The 20,162-nt window shown below is 46.2% G+C and carries 13 protein-coding genes and 1 other RNA gene; 9 read left to right on the top strand and 5 right to left on the bottom strand.

The features are described 5' to 3' along the window. Positions 1-310 precede the first annotated feature (310 nt). On the top strand, positions 311-2,650 hold the full coding sequence (locus QUA16_RS17525) for a tetratricopeptide repeat protein (RefSeq protein WP_333103837.1): 2,340 nt from the start codon (positions 311-313) through the stop codon (positions 2,648-2,650). Positions 2,651-2,755: 105 nt separating this feature from the next. After that, a complete protein-coding gene (locus tag QUA16_RS17530; RefSeq protein ID WP_333103836.1) occupies positions 2,756-3,448 on the top strand; it encodes a response regulator transcription factor in 693 nt (230 codons plus the stop codon). 118 nt (positions 3,449-3,566) lie between these two features. Here QUA16_RS17530 and hemG read toward each other — a convergent pair whose 3' ends face one another. Both hemG and QUA16_RS17540 read right to left on the bottom strand, forming a co-directional pair. Continuing rightward, positions 3,567-5,054 (bottom strand): protoporphyrinogen oxidase, encoded by a 1,488-nt coding sequence (hemG, locus tag QUA16_RS17535; RefSeq protein WP_333103835.1) that lies wholly within the window; start codon positions 5,052-5,054, stop codon positions 3,567-3,569. Between the two features lie 25 nt (positions 5,055-5,079). Further along, complete coding sequence (locus QUA16_RS17540) at positions 5,080-5,205, bottom strand: hypothetical protein (protein WP_333181270.1); 126 nt, start codon at positions 5,203-5,205, stop codon at positions 5,080-5,082. 711 nt (positions 5,206-5,916) lie between these two features. On the opposite strand from QUA16_RS17540, the gene QUA16_RS17545 reads away from it, so the two are divergent. Continuing rightward, positions 5,917-10,152 carry a PAS domain-containing protein gene (locus QUA16_RS17545; protein ID WP_333103834.1) on the top strand — a complete coding sequence of 1,412 codons (4,236 nt, stop codon included), beginning with the start codon at positions 5,917-5,919 and terminating at the stop codon, positions 10,150-10,152. A gap of 76 nt (positions 10,153-10,228) precedes the next feature. After that, the gene (gene corA / locus QUA16_RS17550) at positions 10,229-11,410 is read left to right on the top strand and encodes a magnesium/cobalt transporter CorA (RefSeq protein WP_333103833.1); all 1,182 of its coding nucleotides are present in this window, start codon (positions 10,229-10,231) and stop codon (positions 11,408-11,410) included. Positions 11,411-11,546: 136 nt separating this feature from the next. Here the strand turns inward: corA and QUA16_RS17555 are convergent, their stop codons facing one another. Next, positions 11,547-11,711, bottom strand: coding sequence for a hypothetical protein (locus QUA16_RS17555; RefSeq protein ID WP_333181271.1), 165 nt, complete (start codon positions 11,709-11,711; stop codon positions 11,547-11,549). Positions 11,712-11,858: 147 nt separating this feature from the next. Here QUA16_RS17555 and rnpB point away from each other — a divergent pair. The 3 genes from rnpB (at position 11,859) to QUA16_RS17570 (ending at position 14,868) form a co-directional block, all read left to right on the top strand. Continuing rightward, positions 11,859-12,292: RNase P RNA component class A (rnpB, locus tag QUA16_RS17560), an RNA gene on the top strand. Positions 12,293-12,574: 282 nt separating this feature from the next. Continuing rightward, the gene (gene rnc, locus QUA16_RS17565; RefSeq protein ID WP_333103832.1) at positions 12,575-13,279 is read left to right on the top strand and encodes a ribonuclease III; all 705 of its coding nucleotides are present in this window, start codon (positions 12,575-12,577) and stop codon (positions 13,277-13,279) included. Between the two features lie 341 nt (positions 13,280-13,620). Beyond that, complete coding sequence (locus tag QUA16_RS17570; protein WP_333103831.1) at positions 13,621-14,868, top strand: Gfo/Idh/MocA family oxidoreductase; 1,248 nt, start codon at positions 13,621-13,623, stop codon at positions 14,866-14,868. Positions 14,869-14,906: 38 nt separating this feature from the next. Here the strand turns inward: QUA16_RS17570 and QUA16_RS17575 are convergent, their stop codons facing one another. Continuing rightward, on the bottom strand, positions 14,907-16,952 hold the full coding sequence (locus QUA16_RS17575; protein ID WP_333103830.1) for a sensor histidine kinase: 2,046 nt from the start codon (positions 16,950-16,952) through the stop codon (positions 14,907-14,909). A 360-nt stretch (positions 16,953-17,312) separates the two neighbouring features. Further along, the gene (locus QUA16_RS17580) at positions 17,313-17,456 is read right to left on the bottom strand and encodes a hypothetical protein (protein ID WP_333103829.1); all 144 of its coding nucleotides are present in this window, start codon (positions 17,454-17,456) and stop codon (positions 17,313-17,315) included. Between the two features lie 162 nt (positions 17,457-17,618). Here QUA16_RS17580 and QUA16_RS17585 point away from each other — a divergent pair, with 162 nt between their 5' ends. Together QUA16_RS17585 and QUA16_RS17590 are read left to right on the top strand one after the other, a co-directional pair. After that, complete coding sequence (locus tag QUA16_RS17585; RefSeq protein WP_333181272.1) at positions 17,619-18,278, top strand: class I SAM-dependent methyltransferase; 660 nt, start codon at positions 17,619-17,621, stop codon at positions 18,276-18,278. 88 nt (positions 18,279-18,366) lie between these two features. Beyond that, the gene (locus QUA16_RS17590; RefSeq protein ID WP_333103827.1) at positions 18,367-19,869 is read left to right on the top strand and encodes a cryptochrome/photolyase family protein; all 1,503 of its coding nucleotides are present in this window, start codon (positions 18,367-18,369) and stop codon (positions 19,867-19,869) included. Positions 19,870-20,162: the final 293 nt, after the last annotated feature.

The following is a 20,162-nucleotide window of genomic DNA, read 5'->3' on the forward strand; positions in this document are numbered from 1 at the left end:
ACTCCTTTAGTCATCAACGGTGCGATTGACAATCAAGCATCCAGGATACAAGCTCCCGGATTCATTCCGAAAGCAGACTCAGGGCCCAGAAATAAAAAACCTGTATCCGATAAAGGAGCCCCCGAATTTATCCGTGCGGTCAAGGCTTCAATCTAAAATCTAAAATCTCAAATCTAAAATCGATTGACTGCCTTCGGGGCTTAGTTGTGAGTTATGAGCGATCGAGATTTCAACTCTCAACTCTACAATCTACAATCTACAATCCCAAACCTAAAATCTAAAATCTAAAATCTAAAATCGGCTGCTCCTGATGTCTATTCCTTCCCAAAAAGTTTCTAGCTCGAACAAGCTGATCTACCAACGCTTGAAACAGGCGATCGACCTCAATTTACGCCGTCAAATTTTTATTGCCGCCTGCGACGACTTGTGCTTGCGGGACTGTCTGGCAGCCCGCTTGCACACAGAATTAATCGCAGAGAGCGCAGGCTCCGATCCTCGGATCGACTACCCCCGATTTGTCAGTTTGGAACTCGACTTGAGCGATCCAAATCCTTGGGGTTCGATCGCCGCGTGGCTGACCCAACACCCACCGCCGCAAAACAGAGGCAGCTACAGCCCTTTGCCGGGATTTCAAATTATCGGGGCCGAACACCTGACCAGGCAGTCAGCAGCCGTGCAGTGGTCGTTCCTGAGCTATTTGAGAGACATCGAAGTAAACCTGCAATTGTGCGAGTCTACTCTGTTGCTGTGGGTGTCGCGGCCCTGGCTAAGTTCGATCGAGCAATCGGCCCCAGAATTTTGGCACTGGCGAACCGGAGTATTTGAGTTTGAAGGCGAACCAACTCCAGCTAAGGAAGACTTCGGGCACTTTGAGGACTTCGGGAACTCAGGAGACTTGCGAAACTTGCGGGACAGCGGAAACTTTGGCAACAAACTTTTAATATCTTCTTTGTCTGGACAATCCCCAATTCCCGATGAAAAATTCCCAATTTCCTATCCCCCGTCCCCAGCGCCAGATTCTAAATCCGTCCAACTGACAGATGAGGAACCATCCCCAATTTCCTATCCCCCGTCTCCAGCGCCAGATTCTAAATCCGTCCCATTGGCAGATGACGAACCATCCCCACCAATTTCCTATACCCCGTCCCCAGCGCCAGATTCTAAATCCGTCCAACTGGCAGATTTGGTGCTAGCAGCGGCTTCTGAGGATTTGGAAGCAGAAAATGATGCTGCATCAGAGGAGAATTTTCTGCCGCTGCAAACCCTGCAATACATCGAACTGCTGCAAGAACATCAGTGTTGTTCCGAAGCATTGGCTTTGGCTTATCACGGTTTGGGAAATTACTACCGCGATCGCATTCTGGGCGGAGACGTTTCAGAGCAAAACCTGACAATCGCCATTCGCGCGATCGAACAAGTGATTGCCTATCTCGACGTTGACAGTAACTCGCAGCAAAATCAACCACTAACTGAGGAATGCGCGCGGCTGATTGCCCAATTGACAGAAAATTTAACTCAGTACGCCCAGGAGTCCAACAGCCTACCGCCAATTTCCGATTTGCTCAACGATCTCGGTACTCTCTACTGGATGCTGTCGCGCGATCGCACCAATGCCCTCAACGCCTCAGATCCAGTATCCAGCCTTGAACGCAGCATCGCCCTCTACCTTGAAGGTTTGAACCGAACAGATGCCGAAACCGTACCACAAACCCGCGTTAGATTAAACAAAAATTTGGGAATCGCCTCGGCCGATTTAGCCCGCTATCGAGACAAGACAGAGAACTTGCAGCACGCAGTTGCAGCTTACCAACAAGCGCTGCTGGATCTAGACCCCGCCGTGGAGCCTCAGCAGTACGCTGCTGCTCAGAATAATTTGGCGACAGCATACTGGAATTTGGCTCAAGATGGTGAGCCGATCGTATATCTCCAAAGTGCGATCGCAGCTTACACCCAAGCCCTCTCCTGTTACAGTCCCGAACGAGAACCCCTCAACTATGCCGGAGTGCAAAACAACCTCGGTACCGCCTGCTGGAACCTCGCCCAGCACCAACCCTCAGAACCCCTGCTAGTCAGGGCGATTTCCGCCTACCGCGAAGCATTGAAATACCGCACCAGAGAATTAGTACCCGCAGCCGCCGCCGCCACCTACAACAATCTCGGTACCGCTTATTGGCATTTGGCGAACCACTTCCAGCAGAAACAGGCGCGGACGGAATCATTGCAGCAGGCGATTACCGCCTACGAAGCCGCCCTGGATATTGCCGGAGAGATCGATCGAACCAAACTCACTTTTGACGCCTTGGCCGCCCGCAACAATCTCGGACTAGCCCACTATCAACTAGCCACAGACCCAGATTTCGCCGCTAACAAAGTCGCACAGACAAGCCATCTAGAAGCAGCACTGCACCACCAGTTGCAAGTGTGCGCCGAATGGGGGCAACATCTCAATGACAAAGGGTTAACATATGGGGATAAACTCAACCTGCAAGCCCCGGCAAACTCCCAAGCTGCTGATTCGAGGCAAACAGCATTGAGCTATATTGTCAAAACGATTAGAGCTTTCTATAGTGAATGTGGGCTGCCAGGCCAAAATTTAGCCTTATCCAAAGTTCCTGGAGATTTATTGCCTGAAATTTTGCGTAGGTTATAAATAGGGCTATAACTATTAAAAGCTCAATTTTTTCGAGATTTGTATCCAGTTTTCTATTATTATGGCTGAATATTCTTGCCTAATTCTTCAAGCAAACTTGTGGTCATGGCCCCTGTAAAAATCCTTGTGGTTGATGACGACCCGGCAATCCGAAATTTAATTCACCGTTTTTTGAGCCAGCAAGGTTATCAAGTTGAGTCTGGCCAGGACGGTGAGACTGGTCTGGAATTATTTGAGCAACTCAATCCTGACTTAGTAGTTCTAGATGTAAATTTACCTGATACAACTGGTTACAAACTGTGTCAAGAAATGCAAAGACGCACGGGCGTGTTTGTGTTGATGCTGACTGCCCGAACCGATGAAGCTGACAAAATGAAAGGGTTTGCCGAAGGTGCTGACGACTACATTACTAAACCTTTTAGTCTTGTAGAGATTGGAGCTCGCGTTGCAGCAATTTTGAAGCGCAAACGCATTGTTACTCCCGCCGAACAACAAAGTCTTACTTTTGGAGAGCTACTAATAGATCCGGTTCGCCGCGAGGTAATTCTCGGCAGTCAGATAGTTGCTTTGACTGCTTTAGAATTCGATCTGCTGTACTGTTTGGCAAGCAAACCCGGTCGCGTTTGGAGGCGATCGGAATTGCTGCATGAAGTGTGGGACTACGAGTATGTAGGAGCCGATCGCGTGGTGGATGTCCATATAGGTCAAATTCGCCGCAAAATTGAACTAGATCCCAATCAAATGCCGATGATTCAAACCGTCCGAGGGGTGGGTTACAAGTTTGAGCCAACAACCTAGTAACATTCGCCGGCATGTCTGCCGGAACACCAGGCAGAAGGCTGTATAGGGGCGGGTTCACCAATATCTCTGATTCACATCCTCGATATTTGTAAACCCGCCCGACCCACGCCATAATTCAGATCGATCGACTATCTGATTGTTTGTTCTGCAAATAGTCGCCGACTTCTCGTGCACGATCGAAACCCCTTCGCACGCAATCTCCCAAAGCCACGCCGCCAACGTAGTTGCTGCACAAATACACCCCCGGCAAAGATTTTAAGCCTTCATCGATTTGTTGCAGGCGATCGAAATGCCCCAAATTGTATTGAGGAATCGCCCGCTTCCACACATTCACCGCTAAAACTTTGGGCTGTGGCACATCTGGTTTCAGCAAAATCCGAGACAAATCTCGGTGCACCTCCCGAACGATTTCTTCTGAGTCGAGATTGCCAATTTCCGAATCTGTAGCCCCGCCGATGAAACTGGTGAGAGTGTGCCAGCCCGCAGGCGTGCGATCGGCAAATAAACTTGATGTCCAAATCGTCCCCAGAGTGCGAATTCCCTGCCCCCTCGGAATTAAATTTCCAAAACCTACTAATTTCCCCTTGACATCCGAATGCGGATATGCTAGTACAACGCAGGCAACCGTAGGATACGTAAAAGCTTGTAAAGCACTGCTAACTTCCGGTTGCAGAGGCTGCAACAAATCGGCTGTAACGTAAGCCGGCGTTGTCAAAACCACGGTACGCGCCTCAACTTCCTGCTGTCCTTCGGGCGTCGAGAATACAGCAATGTAAGTTTCGCGTTGTGTACGATCGAGGCGAGTCAGATGCCAGTTGAGTTTCACTCGATCGCCCAATTCAGCAGCGATCGCCTCTGGCAAAGCCTTTAACCCCTGTTTGAACGAACCCAACTCCCCCGGCCTAGTAGACGGAACATTCGGGTCTGCAACAGTCTTTAGCCCCCCCTTGGTAAGGGGGGGTTGGGGGGGTCTTTTCCTAGCAGAAAGCAGCGCCCCCGCCACCAGCCCGCCACCGAGATCGGCCATCTTTGCTACCCGCCCAAAAGCCGCCGCCGCGCTAAGTTGTTGCGGATCGCCCGCATAAACCCCAGAAACAAAAGGTTCCACCAACCGCTGCATCACTTCCTGCCCCAGATGACGGCGGAAAAATTGAGAAACAGTTTCCTCGTTACCCTGCTGCGAAAGTCCAGCGCCCATTGCCGGCGCGACAAATCCCAAAGCCCCGAACAACGCCCGCAGTTTCCCCGGAAAACTCAGCAACTGAGACTGAATCATCGCCGGTGGAGTCATCGGCACCGGTTGCAGCTTTTTTTGCCAATACACAAAACGAGGCAATTTGCGATCGGCAAAAATCAACTCCTGCTTCAATCCCACATCCACAGCCAACTTCATCAATTCCGGCGTCGGCGAAAAACTGTTCGGGCCCTCCTCCCAGAGAAACCCCCCCGCTGTCACAGTGGTGATGTTCCCGCCCACACGTCCCTGACTCTCAGCGACTAAAATCTTTAGCGAGGATGGATTCGTTGCTTCCTTGTGAAGTGCGTGCGCCAAACTCAAACCGCTAATACCCGCACCCACAATCAAGGTATCTAATAGTTCCATATTACATAGAAAAATATCGCAATCTTTATGTTACATGGCTTTGCACGGCTTGCGTTCTTTGCTTCGCGTACTGCCAAACCGCTTTCAGATTACCGAATCGGGAATTGGAAATCGGGAATTGGGAATTGGGAATCACTAAGCTGTCGGGCATTTCTTAAGCATTTTTCTCGCAGGTTGTGGATTAACATCTGCCCACCTCCCCGTCTCCCCGTCTCTCGATCTCGCTTTTGTCTCCGCTGGGTCTGGTTTAAAAAAAGACCATCTGCTGTAATTAAGCTATATTTCCAAAAATACTATTTATTTAAAATTTTTGTATTATAGGGAACAGCGCCGAAAATTGCACCGGGAAACGCAGCAGTAAAGTGCCCAAAAAGATTTGAGTGGGTTAAACTAACTTTAGGAAAATTTTAGAGCTTAAGCAAGTCAGCACCCCGCTCTGAAGAGATGGGGCTTTATGCCCTAATCAAAAGACATAGTTGACCCGCTATCGTCTTAACTGATTAGGTTATCAAAAATATGGGTGTAAGCCCAAGCTGCTATGCGATCGCGCGTGAAATATTTGAAACGGTAATTGTTCCGTTGAAAGTAGATCGCCAAAGTACCAAGTGACCAAGTAGCCCCCTGTAGCAATAATCAATATTCAAGGCGGTTAAAACTGCCTGATGAGTGTTTCCCTCGATCGGTCTACTCACATCTTGCACCATTCTCAAGAACAGGCTTTTCGGCCTGTTCCACAAAAAGTTAATTTATTGTGGGCTGGGCATCCTGCCCGCCCATAAAAGCTTATTGAAAATGGTGCAACATATGAGTCTAAAGACACGAGGTTTCCACAATACTAAACTTTTCTCATGAAAAAATACCCATGCAGGAAGTTATCAACTCGTTTCAGTCTTTTTTCTCTAACTCTGTTGATGCTTTCCTAGAGTGCGATCGACAGCAAAAGTACCTATCGATCAATCCAGTCGCTGCTGCTTGGATGGGATTGGATCCTGCTGAAATAGTCAACAAAACTAATCAGGAATTATTAAAATTATATCCCAATAATGCTGCTGTCAAAAATATAATCTCGCAGATTGATTCTTGCCTGCAACAAGTGTTTATAACCGGGGAAACAAGGCTGGCAATTCATGAGGTGACGACGGCAGACGGCGGGATTAAAATTTACGAAACTGCTTACACGCCAGCGGTGGATGCCTCTAGCAAGCAGATGCGGGTTTTGGGCGTCGGTAGAGATATCACCAGGCATTACCGCTGGCAGCAGCAGAAAACTCAACAGTTACGCCGATCGAACCATTTACTGTGGTTGAATGCAGCTAACAGTCCCCTGGCAATGGTGGGCTGGGATGAAGATTTTCGGATAGTTCAGTGGTCGAAACGCGCCGAAGAAATCTTTGGCTGGACATCCGATGATATGATGGGCAAGCAGTTCGGCGATTTGGCTTTGATTTGCGAGGAAGATCGAGAGGCTGTAAGCGCGATCGAGCTTGAACTAGCCACTGGCAACGGCAATACTTCAATTAACCGCAACTATACTAAAAGCGGACAGGTAATTTGGTGTCGCTGGTTCAACTCGATTATTCGCAGTGGCGACACTTTTACCGTGCTTTCTTTGGTGGAAGATATCACCGATCGCAAACGGTTGGAAGCAGAAAAAGCCCAAGCTTCTCGCCTCACAGCAATGGTAGCCGATGTGGGTATTGCCCTCACCAAACACCCTGAAGATATCCTGCTTCCCTGCTGCGAGGCAATGGTGCGAAATCTCGATGTCGCTTCGGCTGAAATTTGGACTTTCAACTCTCAACATAATGTTTGGCAATTGCAAGCAGCATCGGGAATAGACAGTCGCACAGACGATCGGGCTAGGTTTATTGAAAGTAAGGTTAACTTTATAGCCAAACAGCAAAAACCGGAATTTGACTGCGGATTTGAACTGAACAATTTTGGACTGCCAGAGGAAGAATCCGCAAAATCAACAGAGGCGCCAAGTTCCGAAGTTGCAATTATCAACACCAGTCAAAAGCCGACAAATTGCCCAATCCCCAAGCAAATTCTCACCTTCGCCGGCTACCCTTTAATAGTCGAAGAACGGCTGGTGGGAGTAATGGTAATTATCAGCAGCCAGCCGCTGACAGCACCCTTTCAGGAAACTTTAGCATCGGTTGCTGATGTCATCGCTTTAGGCATCGAACGCAAGCGTGCAGAATCTGAATTAAAATCAGCTAGAGCTTTCCTCAATTCCGTAGTAGAAAATCTGCCGGTGGGAGTTTTTGCTAAAGATGCTTCTTCGCTGAAATTTGTGCTGTGGAATAAAGCGGGAGAAACGATCGCAGGTGTTACTTCTCAAGAGGCGATCGGCAAAAATGACTACGATATTTACCCTAAAGAACAAGCTGATGTTTTTACTGCTCAAGACAGAGAAATATTGACCAGCGATCGCAACCAATCTACTGTTCAAGACATAGCCCAAGAGCCGATCCAAACTCGCCACAAAGGTATGAGAATACTGCACACCCGCAAAGTGCCAATTCTCGACGCCGCAGGCCGTCCTCAGTACGTTTTGGGGATTACTGAAGATATTACCGAACGCAGGCAGGTAGACGAAAGCGTGCGCCTCTACGACCAAATTGTCGAGAATATGCAAATTGGTTTGTACGTCTACCATTTAGAAAATAAAGACGATGAGAGCACTCTCAGGGCGATCGCCTCGAATCCCGCTGCTACCCTATTTACCGGATTAGAAATGGCTGATGTTTTGGGAATGACAATCGACGAGATTTTTCCCCACCTGCGATCGAAAAACATTCCCCAAACATTTGCTTCGGTAATTCGCACCCAGAAAGCCGTAGAACTTGAAGATATTGAGTGCGATGAAGGTGGCCGAATAACTCGCGCTTTTTCTATTAAAGCTTTTCCATTACCCAACAACTGCGTCGGTGTTGCTTTTGAAAACATTACTACCCGCAAGTGCCTAGAACTAGAACTGCAGGCGTCTTTGGAAAAAACCGAACGTTCCGAACAACTCCTGCGTACAGTAATAGACAAAACTAGCGACTGGATTTTGGCAAAAGACAAAAATTTTCGCTGTATTTTGGCAAACAAGAGTTTCGCTCAAGCAATTGGTAAAACCGTCGAAGAAATTATTGGCAAATCTGATTTAGAATTAGGATTTTCAGAAGAACTCGTGTTTGGGAATTGGGCTAAAAATATCCGAGGCTTCCGCACAGACGACTCTGCTGTACTGGCCGGCGAAATCATCCACAATCCCTGCGATCCGGCAACTCTTGCTGACGGTTCAGTACATATTTTTGATACCCAAAAACTTCCCCTGCGCGACGCTGAAGGTAATGTATTTGCAGTGCTAGCTTTCGCTCACGATATTACAGAACGACATGAATCGGAAGCAGCATTGCGTAGAAGTGAATCAAGATTTAGGTCTTTGGTAGCTAATATTCCCGGAGTGGTTTATCGCTGGAAGTGCGATTTTTCTACTAATTTTATTAGCGATGCCGTTTACTTATTAACCGGCTATCCTGCGGCAGATTTTATTTGGCTTTTGGACAGGAGATGCCGGACTTTTGCTAGCATTATTTACCCGGAAGATTTGGCCAAAGTAGAAGCAACTATTCGGCAAGCCATAGAAAACAAAGAGTCTTATAACTTGGAATATCGCTTGCTAGCAGCAGACGGCACGGTTAAATGGGTGTGGGATAAGGGTTCTCCTGTGTTTGACGCAGAGGGAAACGTTTGCTATTTGGACGGGGTGATTTTTGATATTAGCGATCGGTACTACGCCGAGGAAGCATTGCGCCAAAAAACTTTAGAGTTAGAAGCAGTTTTTCGCGCTTTGCCTGATTTGTATTTTCGACTAGATGCTGACGGTATAATCGTGGATTATTTGTCAGGAACTTCTTCGAGTTTATACGTATCTCCCGAACATTTTATCGGCCAACGAATCACAGACATATTGCCACCCAATGTCGCCGAACAATTTGCCCAAGCAATCTTTGAAATTTCCGAAACAAGAAATTCAATCGATATAGAATACTCGCTTTCCATGTCGGAAAGAGAAAAAACTTATGAAGCCCGACTGTTGCCATTTAATTCAGATCAGATTATTATTCTCGCCCGTAATATTACCAAGCGCAAACAAGCCGAAGCTCAATTAAAACATAAAAATCGCCAGCTAGAGCAAACATTGAAACAATTAGGCCGGACTCAAGCTCAACTAATTCAAGCGGAAAAAATGTCTGGTTTGGGACAGCTAGTGGCGGGAATCGCTCACGAAATTAATAATCCTGTCAGTTTTATTTACGGTAATATCACTTACGCTAGTGAGTATGCCAAAAACTTGCTGGAACTGTGCAGTTTGTACCACGCACACTACCCGGAACCTGTTGCTGTCATCCAAGATTTGGTAGAAGAAATAGAACTAGAATTCATGAAAGAGGATTTCCCGCACCTGCTGACTTCAATTCAAACTGGAGCCGATCGAATTCGCCAAATAGTTCTGTCTTTGCGTAACTTTTCCCGCCTGGAAGAATCAGATATCAAGCGTGTTGATATCCACGAAGGAATAGAGAGTGCTCTGTTAATTTTGCAACATAAAATTAAAGAAAATGGCAGAAATCGTCCTATTCAAATAGTTAAAGAATATGGGAAATTGCCACAGATACAGTGCTACGTTGGACAGTTAAATCAAGTGTTTATGAATATTTTAAATAATGCTATTGATGCTTTAGCGAATGTCAGGCATAGGAAGTTGGAATTGGCGACTTATGTGGAAGAGGAAGGGCAAGATTTTGCTAGCTTACCTTTAAGTTGTGACACATTGCCTTGGATTCGGATTCGCACGGAGGTGTTGGAGAATAACCGGGTTGCGATCGTAATTTCAGATAACGGGTGTGGAATGGCAGAGTCTGTTAAATGTCGGGTATTTGACCCGTTTTTTACTACTAAACCAGTAGGCAAAGGTACAGGTTTGGGACTGTCTATCTCCTATCAGATTGTCGTGGAAAGACACGGAGGCACGCTGCAGTGCATTTCCGCACCGGGAGAGGGAACTGAATTTGCGATCGATATTCCAATTCGGCAGAGGTAATGAGTCATTGGTAATTGGTAGTTGCACGATAAAAATGATAATCTAATTAAAGGTTGTAAAAGTCAGGAATATTAGCATGGTATACAAAAGCATACATACTTCTAATGCCGTTGCAAAACCAATTAAAGATGATGAGGATGATGATGATTCCTACGTTGACTATTTTTATGACGATCAGGGGGCTCCGCCGGGAACTCTCGACTTAGAACCCGATGCGCCGCCTCCGGAGATTGTATTAATTGACTATTGCGAAACAGCAGCTACTCGCGCCCACTTGGCAAATCCTCAAGAAGGTGCTGCGTATTTAGATACAGCATCTGTTTCTTGGGTTGATATGTTGGGATTAGGAAACAAAGAAACTTGGCGGCAAATGGCCGAAGTATTTAATTTGCACGTAATGGCTCAGGAAGATGTAGTTAATGTTCCCCAGCGACCGAAAGTTGTAGATTATGAAGAACACATTTTAATCATTGCTTGGATGGTGATGCTTCATCCAGAATCAGATACTTTTCATAAAGAACAAGTAAGTTTTATTTTGGGCAAGCATTACCTGCTAACTGTTCAGGAAGAACCCGACTATGATTGTTTTGGGCCCGTGCGCGATCGCATTCGTAAAGGGCAAGGAATGATTCGCAAACACGGAGCAGATTATCTGGCTTATACTCTGTTGGATTCGATTATAGATGGATTCTTCCCTGTATTAGAAGTTTATGGAGAGCGCATTGAAGAACTAGAGGATGAAGTGGTGGTGAACCCCACCCGCAAAACCCTAGAAAAAATCTATAAAATCCGGCGAGAATTGCTGACTCTGCGCCGCGCGATTTGGCCGCAGCGGGATGCAATTAATGTTTTGATTCGAGATAGCAGTGATTTGATTAGTCCAGAGGTGCGAATTTACCTGCGCGACTGTTACGATCACACAGTGCAGGTGATGGATATGGTGGAAACCTATCGAGAGTTGTCTTCTGGTTTGATGGATGTTTACTTGTCTTCGGTGGGCAATAAAATGAATGAAATCATGAAGTTGCTGACGGTTATTTCGAGTATCTTTATTCCTCTAACTTTTGTTGCGGGAGTATACGGGATGAATTTTAATACCGAGAAATCGCCCTGGAATATGCCGGAACTGAATTGGTATTTTGGCTATCCGCTTTGTTGGGCAATTATGCTAGCGATAGCCTCTGGTTTAGTTTACTTCTTCTGGCGGCGCGGCTGGTTTGATAATTTTTCTACTGTGAAAGATGACTCATTAAAGTAACCGGATTGGAGATTTGAGATTGGGGATTGAAGATTGAAAAATCCAAAATCCTGTTATGTAAAAAGGTTTCCTGCCCCTAGTTGAATCCCTGCCATAAATCCTGGCATGATAATTCCCAACTTTTGGGCCTCCAGATTCATCCGTGAGTGATTTTAAGGGGAGTTGCAGGGAAATTTAATTGTTGGGCGGGCTTTCGGGCCCACCGTACAAGAGTTTGAATAAACTGAGATGTTGCACCATTCTCGCTTAACAGGCAAGATGCCTGTTCCACAAGAGATGAATTTTCTTGTGGAACAGGCATCTTGCCTGTTCATAAAAAGCTTATTGACAACAGTGCCAGATGTGAGAATAAACACAAATGTCCAAATTAAGTGGCCGACAAGTTAAAATATTCAATCTCAAATCCCAAATTGATTGACGAACGATCGCGTACAATAAATCTGGGGAAAAAGTAGGCGCAGGCGGTTGCGGATTAGCGAAAGCTTGTCTGAGGAAAGTCCGGGCTCCCGAAAAACCAAACTTGCTGGGTAACGCCCAGTGCGAGCGATCGTGAGGATAGTGCCACAGAAAGATACCGCCAATTAGTCATTAGTCAGCAGTCATTGGTCATTAGTAAGTAACTGAGGATTTTTGACTGGGAAGCAACAACTAATTTGGTAAGGGTGCAAAGGTGCGGTAAGAGCGCACCAGCAGCATCGAGAGGTGCTGGCTCGGTAAACCCCAGTTGGGAGCAAGGTCGGAGGAACTATGGTTGGTTTTTTACCAGTTCCGTTTTTTGGTACCGCTTGAGGCGTCTGGTAACAGACGCCCCAGATAGATAACTGCCCTCGAAAACTGCTTGCAGTTGAGAGAACAGAACCCGGCTTATGTCCGACTTTTTCCCCCCCCCCATTTAATTAAAATTACCGCTTGGGAATCAGGTCAACAAATCCTTTCGACCTGTTTTATGTTGGGAAAGGTGTGCACTGCACACCCGGAGGAAGATTTTGGGTAAGGTGCACCATAAGCACCCGGAGGAATATTTAGTTTTTCAACTAATTTTTTTTTATTAAGATGAATCTGATACCAGTTAAAAAAAATAATGCAACTTTTGAAAAGCTCCAAACCCGGATAGTCATCCGTGATTCCCACTTCTAAAATCTAAAATCTAAAATCTAAAATGGTATGATTTATCCGGGTCGCCAAAAGCAACTTGAAACATTAATTCAAAAATTGGGACTGACGAAGAATGCTTCGATAAAATGGCATCTCCTCGATTTAGCTTTGACTCATGCGAGCGCGTCAGCTAAGGCAAATTACGAGCAACTAGAGTTTGTCGGGGATGCAGTCGTGCGGCTGGCTGCGTCGGAATTGTTGTTTGAGATTTATCCTGACTGTACAGTGGGGGAATTTGCTGCTATTCGATCGATCTTGGTGAGCGATCGCATTCTTGCTAAAATCGCTGAAAGTTACGGGTTCGATCGCTATTTAATTGTTTCCACCAGCGCCGCCGCAGACAAAACAGGCGCTGAACCCCGGCTGGCAGATGCTTTGGAAGCGGTACTGGCTGCGCTTTATTTGAGTACCCAGACGTTAGAATTAATTCGCCCTTGGCTAGATTCTCACTTTCAACGCTTAGCAACAGAAATCCGCAGCGATCCGGCCCGCCAAAACTACAAAGCTGCTCTCCAAGAGTTGACTCAAGGCAAATACAAAACTTTGCCTAAATATAGCGTGCAAGAAACCGGGACACTGCAGGGCGGGGAGGATCGTTTTACCGCAGAAGTTCTCATTCAGGGAAAGTTGGTAGCAGAGGGAAAAGGTCGATCGATCAAAGCGGCCGAACAAGCAGCGGCTCAGGTAGCTTTCAATAAATTAGTTGACTGTTGACAGTTGGCTGTTGACAGTTGACAGTTGACAGTTGACAGTTGACAGTTGACAGTTGACAGTTATTGGTTAAGCTGTTGTGCATTTAAATTGTATATTTCGAGTCCAGATCAAAAATCGTCAAATCCTCTCCCTCGATCCCCATCGGACCCTCTCCCTCTCTAATACCATAGGCAATCTAAATGCAACACAGCTTATTTGTTAGCTGCTACCAATAACCCATAAGCAATAACCAATAACTACTGCCAACATTCAACAGTCAACAGTGATTTTTTTGAGTTAAAACATAGATAATAATAACAAAATATGCTATAATTACTGTGCGATTTTTGAAATTATAATTAATGAAAATCGGAATAGCTGTATTGGGTGCCGGTCGCTGGGGAGTTAACCTAGTTCGCAACTTTCTCGAACATCCCAATAGCCAAGTTTTAGCGGTGGTAGACCCGAATCGAGATTCATTGGCGGCCGTTCAAAAACAGTTTAATCTGGATGCCTCGGTGATTCTAGCTACCGATTGGTCTCAAGTGCAAGCCTTGCCGGGACTGCAAGCTGTGGCGATCGCCACTCCAGCTTCCACACACTACACCCTCGCAGCAGCAGCGCTGAAACAAGGCTACCACGTCTTAGCCGAAAAACCCCTCGCCCTCAACCTGACTGAAGCAATAGAACTCTGTCAATTAGCCGAAAAACAGCAGCGGCAACTCTTCGTTGACCACACTTATCTGTTTCATCCAGCAGTCGATCGAGGCCAAAGAATTATTCAACAGCATCAACTCGGAAAATTGCGCTACGGTTACGCCCAGCGCACCCATTTTGAACCGGTTCGCCATGACGTTGATGCCCTGTGGGACTTGGCGATTCACGATATCGCTATTTTCAATACTTTGTTGGAACAAACGCCAATTGAAGTAAGGGCGATCGGCACTGTTTTTCCCAAGGAAGAAGGAAGTTCGGCAACGGATTCTGTAACGGATGTAACGGATGTAACGGATGTAAAAGATAGAAGGAACAAGGAAGAAGGAAGAGCGAACCAGGAAGAAGGAATAAATCCAGAAGCAGCAGAAATTGAAAATCAATTTTCTCCTTCACTGCTGACTACTAATCCTGCAGAAAAACTAGCAGATTTAGTTTGGGTAACGCTCACTTATCCCGACGGATTTCAAGCATTTATTCATCTGTGCTGGCTAAATCCCGACAAACAACGGCGCTTAACAGTTGTTGGCAGTTTGGGAACCTTGATTTTTGACGAAATGTCGCCAGAAACTCCCCTGATTTTGCAGCGCGGCAATCCAGATTACGGGGGCGAAGAGAATAACTCTTTTGAAAGTGCGTTAGCGAAGCCCGCCCCTACGGGGGCTACGCCAACGAAGAGGATCGCGCCGCAGCCAACTAGCCTGAGACACCGCGAAGTGTTGACTTTAGAACAAGTAGAACCGCTGAGGCGAGTGTGCGATCGCTTCCTCAACTGCGTGCAAACTAATACCCCCTGTCTTACCTCTTCGGGCGCGGCCTCCGTCGAATTAATCCGCATTCTCAGCACTTTGAGCAAATCCCTCGAACTCGGCGGACAGCCCCTAATACCATTTTAGATTTGAGATTTTAGATTTGAGATTGGGAAAATCAGTCCTCAACTTTTGACATTTCCCTTTTCCGTTACTAAGTCCGGGCTGTGAAAATAAAAACTTGACTGCTGATTGACAGGCAAAGAAATCATCACCATAGTACCTTGATTCACGCCCGCACTGTGCAGGGTAATGCTTCCCATCATAGATTCCATTATCCTTCGCGAGATAGCCAAGCCCAAACCGTTACCGCCAAACCTGCGAGTTGTAGAACCATCAGCCATCACAAAAGGTTGAAACAATTTCTGCTGGTGCTCGGGATCGATACCAATTCCCGTATCTTTAATTGTCACCACCACCCAATCACTTTGACCGCTGGGACCCGTTTTACTTTCCCCACTGCCGTTAAAACTAGCAGAATTAGTCCTCGATTCTAGCCGCACAGATATACTAATGCTGCCCGACTCTGTAAACTTAACGGCATTGCTCAAAACATTTAAAAACACCTGTTTGAGCTTCTCTGGATCGGCATGAACAATAATCGGATCGTGAGGATCTGGCAAACTTAGCTTCAAGCCTTTTTCCTCAATTTGAGCCGCTTGCAAATCAATCGCGTCTTCAAGTACCTGAGTAATATCAACTACTTCTAACATCATGGAAAAGGTGCCGGCTTCTATTTTAGCAATGTCCAAAATATCATTAATAATATTGAGCAATTGCATGGACGAGTCGTGGGCGCGCTGTAAAAATTCCATTTCTTCATCTCGGTCATCGCAGTAGCCGTCCCGCACAATTTGAATAAAACCAATAATCCCGTTGAGCGGCGTTCTCAATTCGTGAGAAATATTGCCCAAAAATTCATTTTTTAATTGATTGGCAACTTGCGCTTCCTTGGTGGCGACTTCCAATGCTTTTGCCCTGGATCTGAGACCCTGCACCATGCTGTTTAGTGCTTCTGATAGTTGATTAAATTCCCTAATTTGGAAATCTTGGGGCACTGTCTGCGACGCTTCCGTATCTACTTTCATCGCGTAGTCTCTCAGTTTTTCCACAGGACGCGCCAAGTCGCGAGACAGATATAAAGTCGCGATGATACTAGCAGCAACCAAACCTACAATTAAATTAAATAAAACTTGCTGAATTTCTTCCAAACCTGAGAGAGCGTAATCTAAACGAGAGACAGCTAAAATAATCCACTTGCTGTTCTCATGTGTAGTTGAAGGACTCGGGATAGCGGCGTATCCTGCTAGCAACTCTACACCATTTCTTTCAAAGGAAAATAGGTGGAGAAAAGCTGTTCCGCCGGCGATCGCCCTTTTGACAATACTTTTTAGTCGATCGGCATCTGCCTCTTGGTCGATATTGCGGCCCACGCGGTTGACATTAGGGTGCGCCAAAATTGTCCCATCTTGGTCGATCGCCACCGTATAGCCGGCTAGAGAACCCTTGGGAGCGCTGGTTTGCACAGGCAAGGCCGACTGCAAACTCAAAGCATAACTCAACTGCAGGGTATTGCCCCGACGAATGTAAACAGGAGCGCTCAACACCAAACTCGCTTGGCTATCGGAGCCTTCTTTACCCGCATCGGGAAAATCATCAGCCCCCAAAGCCACCTTCTGATCGTTTGCTGTCGCCTGGCGCTGGGGAGGTAAGGACAGACTGATGTAAACGCTCTTGTCGTCCAGCAGCGTTTGCTGCTGCTGTACGGGTGGCCAAAATTTTGCCGGCAACGACTGAATCCGCTGCTGCCCGCAAGTGCTTGCTATCACTTGATTTGTCTTTAAATTAGTCAATTGCAAGCAATCAACCTGCGCTGGCAACCGCTGCCCTAATTGGGCGATAAACTTTTGATAATCCTTCGGATCTACCGACTGCAACATCGAGCTTTCGGAAGCGCCGATCAGATTTGACTTCAGCGATTTCGCCCACTGTTCAATAGTGTCTGCTTTTCTGACTGCACTTTCTGTCAAGTTTTGACGAGCAGTTTCCAGAAGCGTCGAGCGTGCCTTGCGATAGGTAACATACTCCCCCACCAGTAGAACAGGTACGCTGAGCAACAAAATCCGCGACAGTAAAATACGGCGAAAGGAGGATTGACCTAACTTAACCATAGGAAATATCTAAATTAAGGTGCAACACCCAACAGCGACCATTACAGTGAAATAAACCAGACCGAAAGCATGAATCTGTCTAGGGGGCTCTGCTGACTGGACAACACAGCTTCAGAACAACATTTAAACACAATTATAGAAGCCACTGTAGTAATCTCGATTCTAAGTGTGTGGACTTAAAGATACTCAGCAATTTGTTGGGCAACTGCCTGTGATCTAGGTCACACTTCCCTCTTCAATTCTCGGCTCGACTTGCGCCCCATCGCCCCGGTGTCAATTTTTCAGGCTGCAAAAAGCGTCGGGTGGACATACCGCAGTTGCTTGAAGCTAGAATCGCATAGATGCACTCTGACACCTAAATTAACGGGCAAAAAGTTCTGTCTCCGGGTAGTACACAGAGAGAATTCTGCTCGATCGGACTTTTTCTTTCCGAATGCCTTCGAGAGATGGGCCAGAGATGGGCGATGCGAGATTTGGCATCCTGTCAAAGATTTCTTTTGCCATCCGATTGATTCGGTGACAGTAATTCACCGGTCAAACAAAAAGAATGAGACGATCGAGCTGCCGATCGACTCTGACAACCCTAATGTGGGGAACCTTGGCCCAAACAGTGCACCCACGCTCCGTAAATTTGCGGTCTCGGCAATAATCTCCATAGCTTAATCGATGAAAAAAAACTTTAGCAATTATACGTATTATTACACAAACAACCGTCCGAGATATCATCACGCATATTTGATATCTCCCCTTTTAGAAATGCTGGCGACACTTCAGCAGACCAGCAAGACAAAACTCCGAGTTTTGGATCTCGGCTGTGGCAATGGCAGCCTCAGTCACGTTATCGCAGAGCATGGCTGCGAAGTTGTCGGCGTTGACACTTCTGCACCCGGAATTGCCATCTCCCGTCAAAGTTTCCCAGAGTGTCAGTTTATCCAAGCAGATATTTACGACCTTCCAGATACCGATATTCTGAACTCATTTGATGTTGTCTTAGCTATTGAAGTAATCGAACACTTGCTTTATCCTAAAGAACTAGCAAAAACTGCAAAAAAATGCCTCATTCCTGGAGGAACATTAATTATTTCCACACCCTATCACGGCTATTTAAAAAATCTGGCTTTAGCTATTTCTGGCAAACTCGATCAACATTTTACCGTTCTTTGGGATAACGGTCACATTAAATTTTTTTCAGTAGAGACGCTGACCAAGTTATTAAGATCCGAAGGATACACAGAGATAAAATTTCAATTTGCTGGCCGGTGTCCCTATCTTTGGAAATCAATGTTATGCTCTAGTAAGTTTGCAGGACAACCTAAAAACTTATGAGTTGTGAGTTGTCAATAAATTAAGTTTCTTGACTAGACCGCCAGACCTCATAAAAAGTAAAAAATAAGTTTCACTAACAAAAAGTAAAATGACTGTTGGCGTTTGGATATTAGGCGATCAACTGTGGCAGAACCAAGCTGCTCTCAACCGCACAGATGATAAACCCTCCCTACCGATAATTTTAATTGAATCTTGGCAGCACGTTCAACACCGGCGCTACCACCAACAAAAATTAGTATTAATTTGGTCAGCCATGCGGCACTTCGCTAAAGAATTGCGCGGCAGTGGATGGCAAGTTACTTACACAAAATCGGAGGACTTTGAAGCACCTCTCAAAGCTTGGATAGAAGCTCACAATATCACCGAAGTGCGGGTGATGGCTCCGAACGATCGACCTTTTTTACAGCTCGTTCAAAACTTGCAACTCCCCTGTAAAATAACCCTAATTCCCAACAATCAATTCCTCTGGACAGAAACAGAATTCAAAGATTGGGCGTCAAGCCGCAAACGTTTGTTAATGGAAGACTTCTATCGAGCCAGCCGCCAGCGTTTCCAAATTTTAATGGATGGCAATAAACCTGTCGGAGGAAAGTGGAATTTTGACAAAGAAAATCGTCAGCCACCAAAAGGAAAACTGGAGACCCCGAAACCTCTCTGGTTTGAACCGGACGCCATAACTCAAGAAGTTATCGCACAAGTTAAATCTCTATCTTTCCCAACTTACGGAAGTATTGAACCTTTTCGCTGGGGGGTTACACGAGAGCAAGCATTGCAAGTATTAGATAATTTCATCGAACAGGGTCTCCCCACTTTTGGCCCTTATCAAGACGCGATGATAACGGGGGAGGAAACAATGTGGCATTCCCTAATTTCTCCGTATCTCAATATTGGCTTACTGCATCCTTTAGAAGTTATTCAAGCGGCGGAAACAGCCTACCTCGAAAAAAACTTAAATTTAAACGGCGTCGAAGGTTTTATCCGCCAAATTCTGGGCTGGCGAGAATACATTCGCGGTATGTATTTTTACGTGGATGCTGATTATTTTGAGAAGAATTGGTTCAACCACACTCAGCCGCTGCCGGAGTTTTTTTGGGACGCGAGTAAAACAGATATGAACTGTTTGTGCCAAGTTTTAACTCAAGTCGAAGGCAGCGGTTACGCGCACCATATCCAGCGGTTGATGATTTTAAGCAATTTTGGTCTAATTGCGGGAATCTCCCCCCAGGAGCTAGAAAAATGGTTCCACAGTGCGTTTGTGGATGCCTACGACTGGGTAATGCAGACTAATGTGCTGGGCATGGGTTTGTTTGCTGACGGCGGTGTGTTGGCCTCGAAGCCCTATGCTGCTTCTGCCAATTACATTAATAAAATGAGCGATTATTGTCGGGGGTGCAAATTCGATCGCACAGTGCGATCGGGCGAAAATGCCTGTCCCTTCAACTTCTTCTACTGGGATTTCCTAGCGCGCCACCGGGACAAACTTCAGTCGATCGGTCGCATGAGCTTTATCTTAGCCAATCTCGACAAAATGCCGCCGGCAGAATTGGCAACCATCCGCCAAAAAGCGGCAGAGTGGCACTTAGGAAGTTGACTGTTGTCAGTTGTCAGTTGTCAGTTGACTGTTCACTGTTGTCAGTTGTCAGTTGTTAATCCTTTGCAGTGGCTAATAACAAATAACCAATAAAATTAATCAACAGTCAACAGTCAACAGTGAACAGTCAACAATGCCCCATGCCCCATGCCCCATGCCCCATGCCCCATGCCCTTAACATTAATCAACAGTCAACAGTCAGCAGTCAACAGTCAACAATGCCCCATGCCCCATGCCCCATGCCCCATGCCCCATGCCCCATGCCCCATGCCCCATGCCCCATGCCCCATGCC

The sequence above is a fragment of the Microcoleus sp. S13_C3 genome (genome assembly GCF_036700905.1).
In the GTDB taxonomy this organism is placed as follows: domain Bacteria; phylum Cyanobacteriota; class Cyanobacteriia; order Cyanobacteriales; family Microcoleaceae; genus Microcoleus.

Coding starts and splice junctions, on each gene's coding strand:
- QUA16_RS17540 (WP_333181270.1), bottom strand. CDS start 5,205: ATGCCCGACAGCTTAGTGATTCCCAATTCCCAATTCCCGATTTCCAAT.
- QUA16_RS17525 (WP_333103837.1), top strand. CDS start 311: ATGTCTATTCCTTCCCAAAAAGTTTCTAGCTCGAACAAGCTGATCTAC.
- QUA16_RS17580 (WP_333103829.1), bottom strand. CDS start 17,456: ATGGCAAAAGAAATCTTTGACAGGATGCCAAATCTCGCATCGCCCATC.
- corA (WP_333103833.1), top strand. CDS start 10,229: ATGGTATACAAAAGCATACATACTTCTAATGCCGTTGCAAAACCAATT.
- QUA16_RS17570 (WP_333103831.1), top strand. CDS start 13,621: ATGAAAATCGGAATAGCTGTATTGGGTGCCGGTCGCTGGGGAGTTAAC.
- QUA16_RS17575 (WP_333103830.1), bottom strand. CDS start 16,952: ATGGTTAAGTTAGGTCAATCCTCCTTTCGCCGTATTTTACTGTCGCGG.
- QUA16_RS17530 (WP_333103836.1), top strand. CDS start 2,756: ATGGCCCCTGTAAAAATCCTTGTGGTTGATGACGACCCGGCAATCCGA.
- hemG (WP_333103835.1), bottom strand. CDS start 5,054: ATGGAACTATTAGATACCTTGATTGTGGGTGCGGGTATTAGCGGTTTG.
- QUA16_RS17585 (WP_333181272.1), top strand. CDS start 17,619: ATGAAAAAAAACTTTAGCAATTATACGTATTATTACACAAACAACCGT.
- QUA16_RS17555 (WP_333181271.1), bottom strand. CDS start 11,711: ATGCCTGTTCCACAAGAAAATTCATCTCTTGTGGAACAGGCATCTTGC.
- QUA16_RS17545 (WP_333103834.1), top strand. CDS start 5,917: ATGCAGGAAGTTATCAACTCGTTTCAGTCTTTTTTCTCTAACTCTGTT.
- rnc (WP_333103832.1), top strand. CDS start 12,575: ATGATTTATCCGGGTCGCCAAAAGCAACTTGAAACATTAATTCAAAAA.
- QUA16_RS17590 (WP_333103827.1), top strand. CDS start 18,367: ATGACTGTTGGCGTTTGGATATTAGGCGATCAACTGTGGCAGAACCAA.